Origin of the sequence: Geobacillus sp. Y412MC52 (assembly GCF_000174795.2) — a bacterium.
In the GTDB taxonomy this organism is placed as follows: domain Bacteria; phylum Bacillota; class Bacilli; order Bacillales; family Anoxybacillaceae; genus Geobacillus; species Geobacillus thermoleovorans.
Genome location: NC_014915.1, coordinates 3,159,856 through 3,176,843, shown reverse-complemented (window position 1 = coordinate 3,176,843; position 16,988 = coordinate 3,159,856). Strand labels below are relative to the sequence as shown.

At 55.0% G+C, this 16,988-nt stretch carries 17 protein-coding genes; 14 read left to right on the top strand and 3 right to left on the bottom strand.

The window, feature by feature from the left end; translation table 11 throughout:
• Positions 1-40: 40 nt before the first annotated feature.
• The gene (locus GYMC52_RS15755; RefSeq protein WP_013524576.1) at positions 41-466 is read right to left on the bottom strand and encodes a DUF6114 domain-containing protein; all 426 of its coding nucleotides are present in this window, start codon (positions 464-466) and stop codon (positions 41-43) included.
• A gap of 21 nt (positions 467-487) precedes the next feature.
• Positions 488-1,078: a DUF6230 family protein gene (locus tag GYMC52_RS15750; protein ID WP_011232510.1), complete on the bottom strand. Its 591-nt coding sequence runs from the start codon at positions 1,076-1,078 to the stop codon at positions 488-490.
• A gap of 227 nt (positions 1,079-1,305) precedes the next feature.
• Between GYMC52_RS15750 and GYMC52_RS15745 the strand changes: the two genes are divergently transcribed.
• The 4 genes from GYMC52_RS15745 (at position 1,306) to GYMC52_RS15730 (ending at position 5,278) form a co-directional block, all read left to right on the top strand.
• Positions 1,306-2,481, top strand: coding sequence for a helix-turn-helix domain-containing protein (locus GYMC52_RS15745; RefSeq protein ID WP_013524575.1), 1,176 nt, complete (start codon positions 1,306-1,308; stop codon positions 2,479-2,481).
• A 125-nt stretch (positions 2,482-2,606) separates the two neighbouring features.
• Entirely contained in the window at positions 2,607-3,977 is a 1,371-nt protein-coding gene (locus GYMC52_RS15740) for a PepSY-associated TM helix domain-containing protein (protein WP_013524574.1), read from the top strand.
• Positions 3,978-4,121: 144 nt separating this feature from the next.
• Positions 4,122-4,358, top strand: coding sequence for a YuzF family protein (locus GYMC52_RS15735; RefSeq protein WP_013144273.1), 237 nt, complete (start codon positions 4,122-4,124; stop codon positions 4,356-4,358).
• Positions 4,359-4,378: 20 nt separating this feature from the next.
• On the top strand, positions 4,379-5,278 hold the full coding sequence (locus tag GYMC52_RS15730) for a manganese catalase family protein (protein WP_011232506.1): 900 nt from the start codon (positions 4,379-4,381) through the stop codon (positions 5,276-5,278).
• A 127-nt stretch (positions 5,279-5,405) separates the two neighbouring features.
• Here GYMC52_RS15730 and GYMC52_RS15725 read toward each other — a convergent pair whose 3' ends face one another.
• A complete protein-coding gene (locus GYMC52_RS15725; protein WP_013524573.1) occupies positions 5,406-6,320 on the bottom strand; it encodes a LysR family transcriptional regulator in 915 nt (304 codons plus the stop codon).
• A 156-nt stretch (positions 6,321-6,476) separates the two neighbouring features.
• Here GYMC52_RS15725 and hpaB point away from each other — a divergent pair, with 156 nt between their 5' ends.
• The 10 genes from hpaB (at position 6,477) to GYMC52_RS15675 (ending at position 16,982) form a co-directional block, all read left to right on the top strand.
• A complete protein-coding gene (gene hpaB / locus GYMC52_RS15720) occupies positions 6,477-7,955 on the top strand; it encodes a 4-hydroxyphenylacetate 3-monooxygenase, oxygenase component (protein WP_013524572.1) in 1,479 nt (492 codons plus the stop codon).
• Positions 7,956-8,241: 286 nt separating this feature from the next.
• Positions 8,242-9,225, top strand: a complete 984-nt coding sequence (gene hpaD / locus GYMC52_RS15715) for a 3,4-dihydroxyphenylacetate 2,3-dioxygenase (RefSeq protein ID WP_013524571.1) — start codon at positions 8,242-8,244, stop codon at positions 9,223-9,225.
• A 133-nt stretch (positions 9,226-9,358) separates the two neighbouring features.
• Positions 9,359-10,300: a 2,4-dihydroxyhept-2-ene-1,7-dioic acid aldolase gene (hpaI, locus tag GYMC52_RS15710; protein WP_013144277.1), complete on the top strand. Its 942-nt coding sequence runs from the start codon at positions 9,359-9,361 to the stop codon at positions 10,298-10,300.
• Between the two features lie 356 nt (positions 10,301-10,656).
• The gene (locus GYMC52_RS15705; RefSeq protein ID WP_013524570.1) at positions 10,657-11,436 is read left to right on the top strand and encodes a fumarylacetoacetate hydrolase family protein; all 780 of its coding nucleotides are present in this window, start codon (positions 10,657-10,659) and stop codon (positions 11,434-11,436) included.
• The gene (locus tag GYMC52_RS15700) at positions 11,433-12,173 is read left to right on the top strand and encodes a fumarylacetoacetate hydrolase family protein (protein ID WP_013524569.1); all 741 of its coding nucleotides are present in this window, start codon (positions 11,433-11,435) and stop codon (positions 12,171-12,173) included. The genes GYMC52_RS15705 and GYMC52_RS15700 overlap by 4 nt, the downstream gene beginning before the upstream one ends.
• A gap of 17 nt (positions 12,174-12,190) precedes the next feature.
• On the top strand, positions 12,191-12,577 hold the full coding sequence (locus GYMC52_RS15695; RefSeq protein WP_013144279.1) for a 5-carboxymethyl-2-hydroxymuconate Delta-isomerase: 387 nt from the start codon (positions 12,191-12,193) through the stop codon (positions 12,575-12,577).
• A gap of 16 nt (positions 12,578-12,593) precedes the next feature.
• Positions 12,594-14,105 (top strand): 5-carboxymethyl-2-hydroxymuconate semialdehyde dehydrogenase, encoded by a 1,512-nt coding sequence (gene hpaE, locus GYMC52_RS15690; RefSeq protein WP_013524568.1) that lies wholly within the window; start codon positions 12,594-12,596, stop codon positions 14,103-14,105.
• Positions 14,106-14,144: 39 nt separating this feature from the next.
• Positions 14,145-14,792 (top strand): GntR family transcriptional regulator, encoded by a 648-nt coding sequence (locus GYMC52_RS15685; RefSeq protein ID WP_013524567.1) that lies wholly within the window; start codon positions 14,145-14,147, stop codon positions 14,790-14,792.
• Between the two features lie 77 nt (positions 14,793-14,869).
• Positions 14,870-16,039, top strand: a complete 1,170-nt coding sequence (locus tag GYMC52_RS15680; protein ID WP_013524566.1) for an ABC transporter substrate-binding protein — start codon at positions 14,870-14,872, stop codon at positions 16,037-16,039.
• 61 nt (positions 16,040-16,100) lie between these two features.
• Positions 16,101-16,982, top strand: coding sequence for a branched-chain amino acid ABC transporter permease (locus GYMC52_RS15675; protein ID WP_013524565.1), 882 nt, complete (start codon positions 16,101-16,103; stop codon positions 16,980-16,982).
• The last annotated feature ends 6 nt before the right edge of the window (positions 16,983-16,988 follow it).

Sequence of the window (16,988 nt, the reverse complement as noted above, 5' to 3'; positions counted from 1 at the left end):
CGGGACGGTCGATCCGCGTTCGGTTTTGCTTTATGGTTTTTCATGAGGTGGCGGTGGTTGCTTCTTTGTCCGCAGCGGCTTCATGATGGGCCAGCGGGGCGGCAGGATCGGCCCATTGCGGGCGCCAGGCGATGCAAAGCGCCCCGCCGATGATGCCGAGAATCGTGCCGACTAAGAAGCCGCCCAAGGCGCCCATGATCGACAGAATGGCACTGAACATACCGATGATGCCGAGCAAGGTGGATAGCCGCGGCATGGCGTAGGAAAGAATCCCCATCAACATGACCATGCCGCCAAGGAAAAAGCCGGCGAACACCATGCTTCCGGGAACGAGAGAAATTTCGTATAGCTGCATCGGAACCCATAAAATCACAAGGCTTGATAACAAGAGAAACGTCGCCCCCCAAAACGGGCGGCGTTTCCGCCAGCGACCGAACGCCTGCCAGCTAGAACGAATGATGCCCAATGTTTCTCATCCTTACTGAAATTAGTTGAGTTTTTCAAAGTACACTTTCATGCCCGGCAGCGACACTTTTTGTTGGAATAAGTAGACGGTTTTGATATCACCGTTTTCGATCGTAATGCTGTCGGCTCCTTGTGTGAATTCTTTGGCCGCTTTCTCGACTGGGTTGCTGGTATCGCCGACATAGCTTTCTTTCATCGTCAAGCTGCCGAAGGAGATGTTGCCGTTGATTTGCGTCGCTTTTTGCACGAGGCCGTCAATGGAGACAGGCTCGCTCGCGACAATGACGACGCGAATGCCCAAGGCCGGGAAGTCTTTCGAAATCCGAAGACCTTGAATCGTCGCTTTATCCATTTCATTGACGAAGACCGGCGTCTGCGGCGCATTGCCTGCTTCCGCCACGCCGCCGTACATTTTAAACCCGCTGCCATTCAGTTTGTCAAATTGAACGGTAAATTCGCCGACCCCGCTGATTGGTACGGCATAGGCGACGCCTGTCAGCCCGAAGATCGACAGCAAGGCTCCGAGAAGCAGGAACCCTCCCAACAGTGCGGCGATCAGCGGCTTTTTCGCTGTACGCCCCCCAATGATGACCGGTTTTGTTGCCATTTCCATGGCGTTTCTCCTCCCCCTTTTTTTGAATGATAAGCGCTGTAAGCGCTTTAGTAAATCTGTTTAAATTTTATGACAATTATATGTTCCATTAAATCCCTATGTTTGTCGGATTTTTTAAGTGCTCTTGGACAACCGTGACGGGCAAAAGAAGGAATTGGCCGATCGAATTAAGAAAGTAGATGATCAAAGTAGTCGATAACTAGAGGGGATGCGGGGGGAGGATGGGGATGTCGAAGGAATTAAATGATCATTTGCTTCGTTTGCTTCATGAAGCGGCCGACATCTTGCATAGGTATGCGGCGGAATTGAACCGGGAATGGAAGCGGATCGGCGAAGCGCTTGGCAAGCGGAATGCGCGGGTTCAAGAGGTGTTTTCCACGCTGTGCGCATTCGTTCAGGCAAGATTGCTCCCGTACGGGGGCGAACATCCAGCGAATGGGCACCTTGAGCGCATCACGTCGTTTCATCCGGAGATGATCATATTTTCCCTGAATTTAATGGAAAATACGGTTCATCAAGTGTTGAAGGCGCATGCATCAGCAGCCGCTGCGCTGCACCCAGCCGTGCGGTATTTGTTTTTCAAATGGAATGAATGGTTGTTGTATGAAGTGAATGAGCAATCATTCAAAATCGGCGGCGATTCCTCGTGGAAAAAAGAATCCTTGTGGAAAGACGCCGTCATTTTGTTCAACGAATGGATTTTGCGGGCGCAGACGTTTGAGGAATCGGCGGCGCATATTTGTTTTGGTTTTTCCTATTTTCTTCCTTTCAGCCGTTGCGCGCTGTTTCAATTTGTCAATCAGGAGAGCACAGCCATCGGTCTGCACGGGCATGGCGTGGACAACGGGCAAATTCAGCGCTTGCGCGTGGAATTGGACAGCATTCCGATGTTGAAAGAAAGTGTGGGGAAATTGAAAGCGGAAGTGCATGAATTTCGCCATTTTCGTCCGATTTATGTGCCGAGGGCGAGCGAACAGTTTCCGCGCCTGTATGTGGACCCGTTCGGTTTGGCCTCGCTGGTGATCGTTCCGGTGTATGTGCCGACGGAAGGGAGGATGATTGGAGGCGTCGTTCTCGACCGCGGACCGGGCCGCTTCTTTGCGGTTGACCGCCGCCTGTTTCCCGCGCTGATGAAATTTGGCCAAAGCGCGGGGGAGTTGCTGTTGAAATGGATCAAGGCGCCAAAAAAAGAATGGGAAGGGATGGCGGAATCCTTGTCGCCAAGAGAAATCGAGATTTTGAAGCTGCTCGCCGACGGAGCCTCGACATTGGAAGCGGCCTGTCAGCTTTATTTGAGCGAATTTACGGTGCGCGACTACATTTCCAGCGCCTTAAGGAAACTCAACGCGAAAAATCGGACGGAAGCGGTGGCGAAAGCGCTGCGTCTTGGGTTGATTGGATGACGAGGCGGACCGGTCTGTCCGGCCGTTTCATTTCACACCATTTTCGCCGATTGCTCACCGTTTGGACACAGTTTTGTTCTATACTGCCTACTGAAAAACATGAAAACATGGCAGGGGGGAAAACTGTGGAACAAACGGTGAAGGCGGCGGAAAAACAGCGGCCGATGTATGCGGCAGTCTGGAGGTGGCATTTCTACGCCGGGATCATCTTTGCGCCGTTTCTGATCATTTTGGCGTTGAGCGGGGCCGTCTATTTGTTTAAGCCGCAGATCGAATCGGCTCTGTACGGCCATTTGTACGAGGTGGACAAGGTTGGGGAAAAAAGGCTGTCTCTCGTTGAGCTGACGGAACGGGTCAAGGAGAAATATCCGCATGATTCCGTTGTCTCTGTGACGCTTGAGAAAGAAGCGAATCGGACTGTGAAAATCGGGATGATGGACAAAGGAGAAATGGTGTTTGCCTTTGTCAATCCGTATACCGGGGAGATTCAAGGGACATTGCGCGCGGATGAGAATTGGACGGAAATCGCGAAAAAAATCCACAGCGAGCTATTGATTGGCGGAACGGCGGCCAACCGTTTTGTAGAGCTGGCGGCTTGTTGGGGCTTTATTTTGTTGGCCACGGGCCTCTATCTTTGGTGGCCGCGGCAATCATTCTCTGTTCTCGGGACGTTTTGGCCGCGCTGGCGGGCGAAAAAACGGTTGGCTTGGCGCGATTGGCATGCAGTGACAGGCATATGGTTGAGCATCGGTATTTTGCTGCTCATTGTGACAGGGATGCCGTGGACAGGGGTCATGGGGGAGGTCATCAACCGGGTGGCGACGGCGACAAACACCGGGTATCCGCCGTTTGCGTTCAGCTTCGGACCGAAGCCGGAATCGAAAGTGGTCACCAAAGAAGTGGCGCAAGACGTGCCATGGGCGGCCGAACAACTGCCTGTGCCTTCTGTTCGCAAGCGCAAGGCGGCCCCGCTTTCGCTCGATGAGGTGTATGCGATCGCGGAGGCGAAAAAGGTGAAAAAGCCGTTCACCATTTCGCTGCCGCAAGGGGAAAAAGGGGTGTTTACCGTTGCGACATCGAAGACGAAGCCGTGGGATAACGCCACCTTGCATATTGACCAATATTCGGGACGGGTTCTGAGCGATGTCCGCTTTTCCGACTACGGCGCATTGGCCAAAGCGATTACGATTGGCATCGCGTTCCATGAAGGGCGGTTGTTTGGGCTGGCCAATCAGCTCGTCAATCTCGTTTTTTGCCTCGGGCTTGTGTTTTTGTGCGTCAGCGGCTTTGTCATGTGGCGCAAGCGCAAGCCGAAAGACGGTTTCGGCGCTCCGGCGCGGGTGAAAGACCCTCAAGCGGCGAAAACGGTGTGGGGCGGCATGATCGCCGCGGCGGTCGTGATGCCTCTATTTGCTTTGTCGCTCGCCGCGATTTGGCTGTTGGATCGTTTTGTTGTGCAAAAGATTCCGAGCATTCGCCGCTTTCTAGCGGCGTAAACATCTTTGGAAGCGGCTTGAATGTCCTTGAGCATCAGGCCGCTTTCTTTTCTCGACGTTGGGTTTTTTTGTCATGTTCTGCATGGGGCGGCATATGGATAAAAAGGGAATCTTCTTCAGCGCATCAAAAGGGAGGAAATGAGAATGAACCAGCCCTACGCGTCCCATGCTTCGTCACCGCAGCTCATTGCCCTGGTTGACCCGTATGTGTACCACGCTTTCCAAGCTTTGAACGGCAAAGAAGTGGTGGTGGAAACAGTCCGCGGTTCGATCCAAGGAACTGTGAGGGATGTGAAGCCGGACCATATCGTCATCTCGGCGCATCAGGCGGTTTATTACATCCGCTTGGCGCAAGTGGTGTCTGTTCGCCTCAGCAATTAATGGAGAGGAGGAAAAGAGTCGTGGTATTTCAGCGGATCGACCGGCTGGCGATCGAATTGCCGAAGCCGAAGTACGCGGACCCCAATGCGGCTGCCGCTGTCCAGGAGCTGCTTGGCGGCCGTTTCGGAGAAATGTCGACGTTAAACAATTATTTGTTTCAGTCATTCAATTTTCGGCAAAAAAAGAAGCTGCGCCCGTTTTACGAGTTGGTGGCGAGCATCACCGCCGAAGAGTTTGGCCATGTGGAGCTCGTGTCCAATGCGATCAACCTTTGCTTGACCGGCTCCACCCATCCGGGTGATCCGGATACAGCGCCGATGAAGGATGCGAAAGACAAGCGCAATACGTATCATTTTATCGCGACGGCGCAGACGGCGTTTCCCGGCGATTCGATGGGGAAGGCGTGGACGGGGGAGTACGTGTTCAACAGCGGCAACTTGATTTTGGATTTGCTTCACAACTTTTTCCTTGAATGCGGAGCGCGCACGCATAAAATGCGCGTCTATGAAATGACGGACCATCCTACCGCCCGTGAGATGATCGGCTACTTGCTTGTGCGCGGGGGCGTTCATATTTTGGCGTACGCCAAAGCGATCGAAGTGGCTACGGGGGTCGATGTGACGAAACTGCTGCCGATCCCGAAGTTGGATAACCGTGTGTTCGACGAGGCGAGAAAGTATGAGGATCAAGGCGTCCACCGCCGGCTTTATACGTTCAGCGATCGCTATTACAAAGAAATCGTCCGCATTTGGCAAGGAACCCATCCAAGCGATGGACAGCCGCTCGAGGTGGTCGAAGGAGCGCCCCAAGGGGGGGCGATCCCCGATTTGGACGAAGTGCCGGAAGAATTCGCCCCCGGGATTTCGGCCGAAGATTTTTTCGAAATCGCCAAGCGGCTGCAGCGGTCGGCAGGGTTGTGATGAGGCGCCCAACGGCGCCTGATTTTTTTTGGAAAGCCGGTCGTTGAACAAAAAGTGCGGCGCAACGAAGAGATGACGCCAATGTTGTTTTTTCCCTTCACTTGAGCGTCCACGATTGGAGGAATCGCTATCTTTCTTCATGTTGTCCGCCGGCGGCGCGGGCGGCAACGGTTTGGAGCACGTCGAGGAATGTTCGGGCGCTTTTCGGCAAATACCGTTGTCGGTCGAGGATGGCGGCGGCTTCCGCTGTCATCGAAGAGTCGATGATCTCCAGCACCTTGATGCCAGGGAGGCGAAACAAGGCTACGGTGGATTGCGGCACAATGGTGGCCCCAAGGCCTTGGGCGACAAGGGAGAGCAATATGGTCGCGTCCGGGCATTCGCATAGAACGTTCGGTTCAAAGCCATGGCGGCGGCATTCCTCGATGACCCGCTCGTACTGTCCGGCGCCGTGCACCCGGTGGAGAAGGAGAAGCGGCCAATCCGCAAAATCGCGCATGCATAATGAGGGTTGGCCGGTTTTCCATTGCGCCGGCAACACGCCGACATAACGTTCGCCGGGCAGACGGATGACGTCGTAATCAGCCGAGTCGATCGGCAGGCGGACGATGCCGATGTCAATGTGCCGCTCGTAAAGCAGCTGACAAATGGAAAATGTATCTCCTTCACGGAGATGAAAGGTCACGTTCGGAGCTTGTTCATGGAAGTGACGGATTGCTTGGGCCAAATAGTAAAAGCACGATTTGACGCAGCCGATCGACAGCGTTCCCGCCGTTCCCTCTTCGATTTCTTTTACTTCCGCTACGGCGTCATCAAGCTGGGCGAGCAGCCGTTTCGCCTTTTCGTAAAACGCTTTGCCTGGTGCGGTGAGCTCCATTTTTTTCGCCTTCCGGTCAAATAAAGGAACGCCGAGCTCTTCTTCGAGCTGCTTCAGCTGCTGGCTGAGCGGCGGCTGGGCGATATGAAGCTTTTGCGCCGCTTTCGTGATTTGCCCCTCTTCGGCAATCGTGACGAAGTATTTCAGCTGCTTCACATCGATCATGGCCGTGCCTCCTCTCTTGCTTCCATATCTTTTTCGTATAGGATGGTTGATCATTTTTGTATTTTTCATATATGAAATCATATGTTATATTAATTTTGAACATTCTGAATGATAGCGCTTCCTTATCTATTATACGTGAAAACGGGGGGAATGAAAATGCCGGCCAAAACAGGTCAGGAGTATATGGAGCGGCTCAAGCGGGCGAAAAGCAGCGTGTACATCCACGGGGAAAAAGTGGAGGATGTCACTGTTCATCCGGCGTTCCGCAACGTCGTCCGTTCGATGGCGGCGCTTTACGACCGGCAATATGAAAAGCCGGAGAAAATGTTGTACCGGTCGCCGACAACCGGGCAGCTCGTCGGCATGACGTTCATTCAGCCGACAACCATTGACGAGCTCATCGCCCGCCGCGAGGCGACGCAAGAATGGGCGCGTATGTCCGCGGGGATGATGGGCCGTTCTCCCGATTATTTAAACGCGGAAGTCATGGCCATGGGCGTCGCCAATGATCTATTTGCGGAAGATGACCCGATGTTTGCCGAAAACGCGAAAAACTACTATGAGTACGCGCGTGAAAACGACATCAGCTTGACGCACACGCTCATCCATCCGCAAATGAATCGCGCCAAGGCGCTTCATGAACAAAACGATGCCGATGTGCCGCTCCATTTGGTGGAACGGCGAAAAGACGGGATCATCGTCAGCGGCATCCGTCTGTTGGCGACGCAAGGCGGGATTACGGACGAAATTTTAGTGTTTCCATCAACCGTGAAAAAATCGACAGCTGGTGAAGACCCGTACGCGCTCGCCTTTGCCATTCCGAACAATACGCCGGGCGTGAAGTTCATTTGCCGCGAGGCGTTTGACTACGGGCGGAGTTCGTGGGACCATCCGCTGGCGTCCCGCTTTGAAGAGGGGGATGCCATCGTTTCGTTTGAAAACGTGTTTGTGCCGTGGGAGCGCGTGTTTGTTTGCGGCAATTCGTCGATTTGCAACCGGGCGTTCCGTGAGACGAACGCGGTCATTCATATGTCCCATCAAGTGGTGGCGAAAAACATCGTCAAAACGGAGTTTTTGCTCGGCGTCACGCTTTGTCTGATCGAAGCAATCGGCATCGGCGAGTTCCAGCATGTGAAAGATAAAGGGGCGGAAATCATGCTCGTCCTCGAGACGATGAAGAGCCACCTGTACCGGGCTGAGCACAATGCGAAGAGAGACCGCTGGGGAACGATGACGCCGGATTTTGCCGCGCTCGATGCCGCGCGCAACTGGTATCCGCGCATTTATCCACGGCTTTCGGAGATCATCCGCATTTTAGGAGCATCGGGGTTGATGGCGATTCCGACTGAAGCCGATTTCCACAATGAAGAAATTGGCGAGATTGTAAGCCGAGCGATGCAAGGGGCGACGGTGGACGGCTATGAACGCGTCCAGCTGTTCCGGCTCGCCTGGGATCTCACGATGAGCGCGTTCGGAGCCCGACAGACGCATTACGAATATTACTTTTTCGGCGATCCCGTTCGGATGGGGATGGCGTATTTTGACGGCTACGAAAAAGAGCCGTATAAACAGTTCGTGCGCGAATTTCTGCGCGGCGCCAAAAGCGTGTTCATTCCTTCTGACAACAAGCATTGACCGTTCATTTGGACGCTCGCAAACACGGGCGGGCGTTGGAACGGTTGAGGAGCGGCGGAGGATCGCCCGCTGCGGCGTTTCCCAAGGTTGCCGCCGATCGAAAAAAGGCGGGCATAGCGGCACGCAAGCTGGCTGATCCGGGCATGCTGTGAGATGTTTGAAGCGAAGGGAGTTGGCCAGCAACAAGGAAGGGCTTTGTTCCATGTTCGCCAGCAGAAAAGAAAGATTCTTTCTGTCGGCTACCTGACTCTAGATGGAGGAATATTGCGAAAGGGGGAAGAGAGTGATGACATTTTCCATTATTCGCTGCGCCCGCGCGGTGCTGCATGTGACCGATTTGGCCGCCGCTCGCGATTTTTACGAACGGGTGCTTGGGTTTGTCGTGACGGAAGCGGATGAGAGCCATCTGTATTTGCGTGGACTTGAAGAATATCATCATCATAGTCTTCTATTGAAAAAGGGGCCCCGCCCCGCGGTCGAGGCGCTTGGCTACAAAGTCGGTTCCGAGCAGGAATTGGAAGCGCTTTATGAATGGTTTGCGGCGCAAACGCTGCAGCCGAAATGGCTGGAAGCGGGAAGCCAAAACGCCATCGGTCGGGCATTTCGCGTTCAAGATCCGTCCGGGCTGCCGCTTGAGTTTTTTGCCCAGATGGAGAAAACAGAGCGGCTTTTGCAGCGGTATGACTTGCACCGCGGCGCCCGCGTGCAGCGCATCGATCATTTCAACTGCGCGGTTAGAGATGTAAAGAACGCGTACGACTTTTATGTCCATGGTTTGGGCTTTGCCTGCTCAGAGTATACGGAAACAGAGGATGGGAAACTTTGGGCGGCATGGCTGCACCGGAAGCAAAATGTCCACGATTTGGCGCTGATGAACGGAAAAGGGCCGCGCCTTCACCATATCGGGTTTTGGCTGCCGGACCCGCTCAGCCTGATCCATGCGTGCGATGTGCTGGCGGCGGCCGGATATGCGCCGAACATTGAACGCGGGCCGGGCCGCCACGGATTGTCGAACGCCTTCTTTGTCTATTTGCGCGACCCGGATGGCCACCGAATTGAGCTGTATAACGGCGATTATTTGACAAGTGACCCCGATTTTCCGCCGATCCGCTGGGATTTGGACGATCCGCGCCGGCAAACGTTCTGGGGGCATGCGGCGCCGGACAGCTGGTTTGAAGAGGCGTCCGTCGTTCTTGACGTTCACAGCGGCCAGCCGATCGAGCCGAACGAACCGACATTGGCGAAGCGGAAACCGACCTTCCTGATTTAGAAGAAGACCGCCGCCCTTCTGCTCGCGGTTTTCGGGATCGAGATTATATATGATTTTATCGTTGATTTCATATATGATAATGTGTACAATATAAATAAGATTCAGAAAAATAAAGTCAATAGGGGGCAAGGGGATGGCATACCGCGAGGCGAAAGAACGGCTGCGCGGCTCGATCGCGCCGGTCGTCACGCCGTTTGATGAGGAAGGAAACGTTGATTTTGCGGCGCTCGCCGCGCTCATCGATTGGCATATTGAAAGCGGCACGCACGGCATTTCCGTCACGGGAACGTCGGGAGAGCCGAGCTCGCTGACGCTTGAAGAGCGAAAACAGGTGATGGAAACGGCGAAAAAAGCGGTGGCGGGTCGGGTGCCGTTCGTGCCGGGGACGGGCTCGACCAACCATGCGGAAACGATCGAGCTGACCAAATTTGCGCAAGAGATTGGGGCTGATGCCGCAATGGTCATCGTCCCGTATTACAACCGTCCGTCCCAGCAGGCGCTGTATAAACATTTTAAGGCAGTGGCCGAGGCGGTCGACATTCCGATCATCGTCTACAACATTCCGGGGCGGACGGCGGTCAACTTGGAAGTCAAAACGTTGGCGCGGCTGGCCGAAGATTGTCCGAACATTATCGGCGTGAAGGAGTCAAACAAAGATTTTGAACATGTGAACCGAGTGCTTTGGCACTGCGGGCGCGATTTTCTTCTCTTTTCCGGCATCGAGCTTTTGTGCTATCCGATGCTGGCGATCGGCGGCGCCGGATCGATCAGCGCGACGGCGAACGTCGTGCCGCATAAAGTGGCCGAGCTGCACGACGCTTGGTTTGAAGGCGACATCAAGCGTGCGCAAGATCTTCATTTTGAACTGATGGAGCTCAATGATGTGCTGTTCATTGAAACGAATCCAGGTCCGGTGAAAGCGGCGCTCGGGATGATGGGGAAAATCACCCCGAAGCTCCGGTTGCCGCTCGATTTGCCAAGCGAAGAGCATCAGCGGCAAATCCGCCGCACGCTCGTCAAATACGGGTTGCTGGCTGAAGAGACGCAGGACGAAGAAATGCAAAAAGCGACATAAAACAAGCGCGTGCAACCGGTCACGAGTGTTGATGATCCGTTGCTTCCCGAAAACAAAGCACCATGCAGCTGCACGCTCCGTCGGCAAGCGAACCGCTTGCCGACGGCGGCAGAAAAGCCGGGAACAATGCTTTCTCAACTGGTTTTGATTGGTTCATCAACACGCCTGGCAACAGGCATATTAGATGCAACGAAATCGTTTAACATATCCTTGACGGAAAAGTGGCTCATCCATTTTTGACTGTCGAAGGCAAGCCTGTGGCTTGCCTCCGTCACGCCAAAGCGCGATCAAATGCTCGGTAAAGCTGCAAATGGTAAAGCTTCAAATGGCATCGATACAGATGAGGAGGATACATGATGGCGAATGTGCGCTTGCGCCTGGCCGGCATGAGGCGGACGATTGAGGCAAAGGCGGATCCGCGCGGCGGGACGGTGTCGTTTGGCGGGCTGACGCACCGCATTGATGAATTGGAATGGGACGCGCCTATTGGCGGGGCGATGTACGGGGTGGCGCTGAATGATGGAAAGGAGTGGGCGGCGCTGTCAAAAGAGATGAACGCCCCGCCGTATGAAAAGCCGCCGGAAGGCCCGGTGCTGTATATGAAGCCGGCAAACACCATCAACGCCCATCGGCGTCCGGTGCTTCTGCCTCGTGGGGTGAAGCATCTTCAGGCTGCTCCGGCGCTCGGGCTGGTGATCGGGCGGACGGCGGCGCGCGTGCGGCGCGAGCAGGCGCTCGATTTTGTATTCGGCTATACGATCGTGAATGATCTGTCGATTCCACACGAGCAGCGGCACCGCCCGGCGGTGAAGGAGCAGGCGCGCGACGGGTTCGCCCCAGTCGGCCCGTGGATCGTGCCGAAAGAGGAAGCGTCGCCGCTGTCATCCTTGACCGCACGCGTATACGTCAACGGGCGCCTCGTCCAGCGTGCAGACCCGAGCCGCTTTCGCCTTCCAGTCGAACAATGGCTTGCTGAGGTGACCGAATTTATGACCCTTTACCCAGGCGATGTGCTGTTTTTCAGCTGGCCGGCCGATGCGCCGCTTGTTACAGCAGGAGATGTGGTGCGCATCGAAATCGAAAGGATCGGTGTGTTGGAAAATGAAATCGCCCTGGAACAAGGAGGCGATGAATGATGAGGCGGGCGCGTGTGGCCTGGAACGGAATCGTGACCGAAGCCGAGCCGCTCGACGATGGCCGCCTCCGCCTGCCGGACGGAACGATCGTCGGGGAGCTTGAAGTGATGTGGCTTCCCCCGGTGGAGCCGGGAGTGATCGTGGCGCTTGGATTGAATTATGCCGAGCATGCCGGCGAATTGTCTTTTGTTGCGCCGAAAGAGCCGCTTTTATTTTTCAAAGGGAAAAATACGCTCATCGGCCATCGCGGCCGAACTGTTCGCCCGGAGGGGGTCAACATGATGCATTATGAATGCGAGCTCGCGGTCGTCATCGGCCGCCCGGCCAGCCGGGTGAAAGCGGAACGGGCGTACGACTACATTTTCGGTTACACGATTGCCAACGATTACGCTGTTCGCGACTACTTGGAAAATTACTACCGGCCGAATTTCCGCGTCAAAAACCGCGACCGGACGACGCCGCTAGGCCCGTGGATCGTCAGCCATGAGGAAGTCGGCGATCCGATGGCGCTTCGTTTGCGGACGTATGTCAATGGGGCGGTTGCGCAGGAAGGATATACGGGCGATATGATTTTTTCGATCCCGTATTTGCTTGAGTACATCACCGAATTCATGACGCTCGCGCCTGGCGACGTGATTTTGACCGGCACGCCGAAAGGGGCGGTGAACGTCCAGCCCGGCGATGAAGTCGTGGCCGAAATCGAACGCATCGGCCGGCTGATCAATTACATCGTCTAGCCAAAGGAGGAGGAATGATGCCGCACTTTATTTTGGAATACACGGCCAATCTCGGCGAAGAGGCCGATATTCGCGGCTTGCTTGGAAAAATTCACCGCGTGTTGATCAAGCGGAGCGATTGGTTTCCCGTCGGCGGCATCCGCTCGCGCGCCATTCGGCTTGACGAGTACTATGTGGCTGATGGGGCCGAAGACGATGCGTTTGTGCACGGGACGCTGAAAATCGGCGCCGGGCGTCCGGAACAGGTGAAAAAAGAAGTCGGCGACGAGCTGTTTGCCGTGATGAAAGACCATTTCGCCCCGCTGTTCGCCAAACGCTATTTGGCGCTGTCGCTTGAGCTGTATGAATTCAACGAGGCGGGGACGTATAAACACAACAACATTCATGCGCGTTATCGGACATAGCGGGAGGGGGAAACGAATGGCAGTGCAACCAAAAGTGCTTCATTATATCAATGGGCAGTTGATGGAAGGGGCAGCCGGTGCGTATTTTGACAACATCAATCCGTTTACGAACGAACGGATCAACGAAGTGGCCGAAGGGCGGAAAGAAGACATCGACGCAGCGGTCCGGGCGGCAAAGGAGGCGTTTGATCACGGGCCGTGGCGGACAATGCCGGTCGAACGGCGTCTTCGTTACCTTTTCCGCATTGCTGACTTGATTGAGCAGTATGCGGACGACATCGCCTATTTAGAAGCGCTTGACACCGGCATTCCGATCAGCCAGGCGAAAAAGCAAGCCGCCCGCGCGGCGGAAAACTTCCGCTTTTACGCGGAAATGGTGAAGACGCGCCTTGTCGGCGAGGCGTACCATGTGAATGGACAGTTTTTAAACTATACCGTTTATAAACCAGTCGGCGTCGCCGGGCTCATCACGCCGTGGAATACGCCATTTATGCTGGAAACGTGGAAGGTGGCTCCCGCGCTGGCGACCGGCAACACCGTCGTCTTGAAGCCGGCCGAATGGTCGCCGTTGACGGCGAATAAACTGGCGGAAATCATCGATGAAGCCGGGCTGCCTCGCGGGGTGTTCAACGTCGTGCACGGGTTTGGCGAAACGGCGGGCGCCGCATTGGTTGCCCACCCGGATGTGCGCCTCATCTCGTTTACCGGCGAGACGACGACCGGCATGGAAATCATCCGCAACAGCGCTGCGACGTTGAAAAAAACATCGATGGAGCTCGGCGGCAAGTCGCCGCTCATTGTGTTCGCCGATGCGGATCTCGAACGGGCGCTCGATGCGGCGGTTTGGGGCGTGTTTTCGCTCAATGGCGAACGGTGCACGGCCAACTCGCGGCTTTTGCTTGAACAGTCGATTTACGACGAATTTGTCGCCCGGCTCAAAGAGCGCGTCGACCGCATCGTCATCGGCGACCCGATGAACCCGGCGACTGAACTCGGTCCGCTCATTCACCGCGATCATTGGGAGAGGGTGAACCGCTATATTGACATCGCCAAGCAAGAAGGGGCGGACGTCTATGCCCCCAGCGTTCCAACAGGATTGGAAAAAGGCAATTTTGTGCCGCCAACGTTGCTGCTTGGTTGCCATAACGGCATGAGGGTGGCGCAGGAAGAGATTTTCGGACCGGTCATGGCGGTCATGTCCTTTGCGGATGAAGAAGAGGCGATACGGCTGGCGAACGATGTGAAATACGGGCTGGCGGCATACGTCTGGACGAACGATATGAAGCGCGGCCACCGCGTCGCCCAAGCGATCGAAAGCGGGATGGCGTGGGTCAACTCGCCGAACGTCCGCGATTTGCGCATCCCGTTTGGCGGGACGAAATACAGCGGCATCGGCCGCGAAGGCGGGCATTACAGCTTTGATTTCTATACGGAAGTGCAAGTCGTCCACGTCGCCGTCGGCGATCCGCCGATCCCCGCGTTCGGCAAGGGGGAGAAACCGACCGCCTTGTCTGCCGAACAGGCATAACGACTAGTCAATGTATATGATCTAGTATATGATAAACGTATGGAAACGAAAGCGAAAAACAAAACCCAATTGGCTTACGAGTATATTCTTTCCCGCATTGAAAACGGCGTCTATGGCCCGGGATACCGCGTCGTCATCGATCAAATCGCCCGCGAGCTTGGACTCAGCAGCATCCCGGTGCGCGAGGCGATCCGCCAGCTCGAGGCGGAAGGGCTTGTCGAATTTAAGCCGTATACAGGCGCCGTTGTGAGCAACATCAACGAGAAAGAATATATCGAGACGCTGTCGGTGTTGGCTGTGCTGGAAGGCTATGCGACCGCGCTTGGCTCCGCCAATTTGACGAAGGAGGCGATCAACGAGCTTGAGCGGTTGAACGAATGGATGGAGCAGGCGCTTGAAGAGCTGGAGCTGGAACGGTTCAGCGAGCTGAACTATGAATTTCATTCCTTGATTTACGCCCATTGCGGCAACGCCTACCTCGAAGAGCAAATCAAGCAAATTTGGCAGCGGATGAAGCGCATCCGCGTGTACGGATTTACGTTTGTCCCGCAGCGGGCGAAAGCATCGATCGAAGAACATAGAGAGATCATCCGTCTGTTGCATGAACAGGCGCCGCCGCATGAAATCGAACAATACGTCCGTCAACACAAAATCAACACCGCCGAAGCGTTTAAGCGGCGGCGCTGATCTTCTTCCGCCGGGTGGAGGCCTGGCGGGAGAACGATGATTTGAAAGCGTTGTCAATATAAAAGGGGGCAAAAAAGATGAAAAAAGGAATGTCTCTATTGATGGCGGCATTGTTGCTCATTTTCCTTGCCGCCTGTGGGAAGACGGCGACATCGGGAGGAGAGGATGAAATCAAAATTGGCGCCATTTTTTCGGCTTCCGGCGGGGCGGCCCCGCTTGGCAAACCGGAGATGGAGACGGTCAAAATGCTCGTTGAGCAATGGAACAAGCAAGGCGGCATTGATGGAAAGAAAATTAAGCTGATTGCCTATGATGACAAGTCCAACCAAAACGAGGCCGTATTATCCACGAAAAAACTCATCGAACAAGACAAAGCGACGGCCATCATCGGCGGCACGATCAGCGGCAACTCCTTAGCCATGATTCCACTCATTGAAAAAGCAGGCATTCCGTACATTTCCCTCGCCGCAAGCAAACAAATCGTCAACCCAAGCGATGGATCCTCGCGTCATTGGACATTTAAAACCGCTCAAGGGGACAATATCGTCATTCAGAAGCTGCTTGGTTTTTTAAAGGAAAAAGGATGGACGAACGTCGCTTGGCTGAACGTCGCCAATGCATACGGAACAAGCGGGCATGAAGAGTTTGTGCATTATGCCCCGGAATATGGGGTGAAAGCCGTCATCGAAGAGGAATTTGAGGCGACGGTCGATGACGCGAAAGCGATGTTGACAAAGGTGAAAAAAGCGAATCCGCAAGCCATTATCGTATGGGGAACGGCGCAGGAATCGGCGGTCGTCACGAAAAACATCCGCCAGTTGGGCATTGAGGCGCCGATTGTGGAAAGCCACGGCATCGGCACGAAAAGCTTTATCGACTTGGCCGGGGAGGCGGCCAACGGCGTATGGTTCCCTGCCGGGCGCATTTTAGTGGCCGATCAGCTTCCGGACAGCGACCCGCAAAAAGAAACGCTGCTAAAATACAAAGAACAGTTTGAGAAAGCGTACGGCTATGCCCCGACAACGTTTGGCGGACATGCGTGGGATGCGTTCCATTTATTGGTCAATGCGATCAAGGAGGGCGGCGCGGATCAAGAGAAAATACGGTCGGTTCTGGAGAATACAAGAAAATTTATCGGCATTTCGGGCGTCTTCCATATGTCGAAAGACGACCATACAGGGCTTGACGCCGACAGTTTGGTGATGGTGCAAATTCAAGACGGAAAGTTTGTGCTCGCCGAGCAGTAAACAGGGAATGAGGTCGCTAATTCCCTTTTGTTCCACCTAACCGTTGAAGGAGGGACGGGGCATGGAAGCGTGGAGCCAGTTTGTGCAGCTGTTGTTTTCCGGGCTGACGGTCGGCAGCATTTACGCGCTCGTGGCGCTCGGATTTGTCATTACGTACAGCGTGACCGGCATTTTAAATTTGGCTCAAGGCGATTTCGCTATGTTGGGGGCGCTGTTTTGCATTACGTTGGTCAATAACGGAGTGCCGTTTGCCGCGGCCATCGGTTTGAGCATGCTTGCGGTGATGGCCGTCGGCGCGTTGTTTGAGCGGCTGGCGATTCAGCCGGCGCGCCGTTCGCCTGTCGCGGTGCTCATTATCATTACGATCGGGGCGTCGTTTGTATTCCGCGGTATCGCCTTGCTTGTTTGGGGGACGGATCCGTACGCGCTGCGCCCCTTTACGGGCCATGGAGCGCTTGAGGTGTTTGGAGCGGTCATCCAATGGCAAAGCGTCTGGGCGATCGTCATTTCGCTCGCAAGTTTTGCCGCCTTGCATCTGTTTTTTCACCGAACGTACATCGGCAAGGCGGTGGCGGCCTGCGTCATCAACCCGTTTGCCGCTCGGTTGATGGGGATTGACATCCGCAAAATGTCGCTTGGCGCGATTGCCGTCAGCGCCGGTATTGGAGCGCTGGCGGGAATCGTCATCGCCCCGATTTCGGGCGCGTCTTATGATATGGGAATGATGATCGGGCTGAAGGCGTTCATCGCCGCCGTTGTCGGGGGATTGACGAACGCCCCGGCGGCGATCGCCGGCGCGTTTCTCGTCGGGCTGCTTGAGTCGTTTGCGGAAGGATACTTGTCCTCGGGGTACAAAGAAGCGATCAGCTTTGGGCTGCTATTGCTTGTGCTGTTGTTCATGCCGAACGGGCTGTTTGCCAAGATGACAGGAAAACGGGTGTAAGGGGGG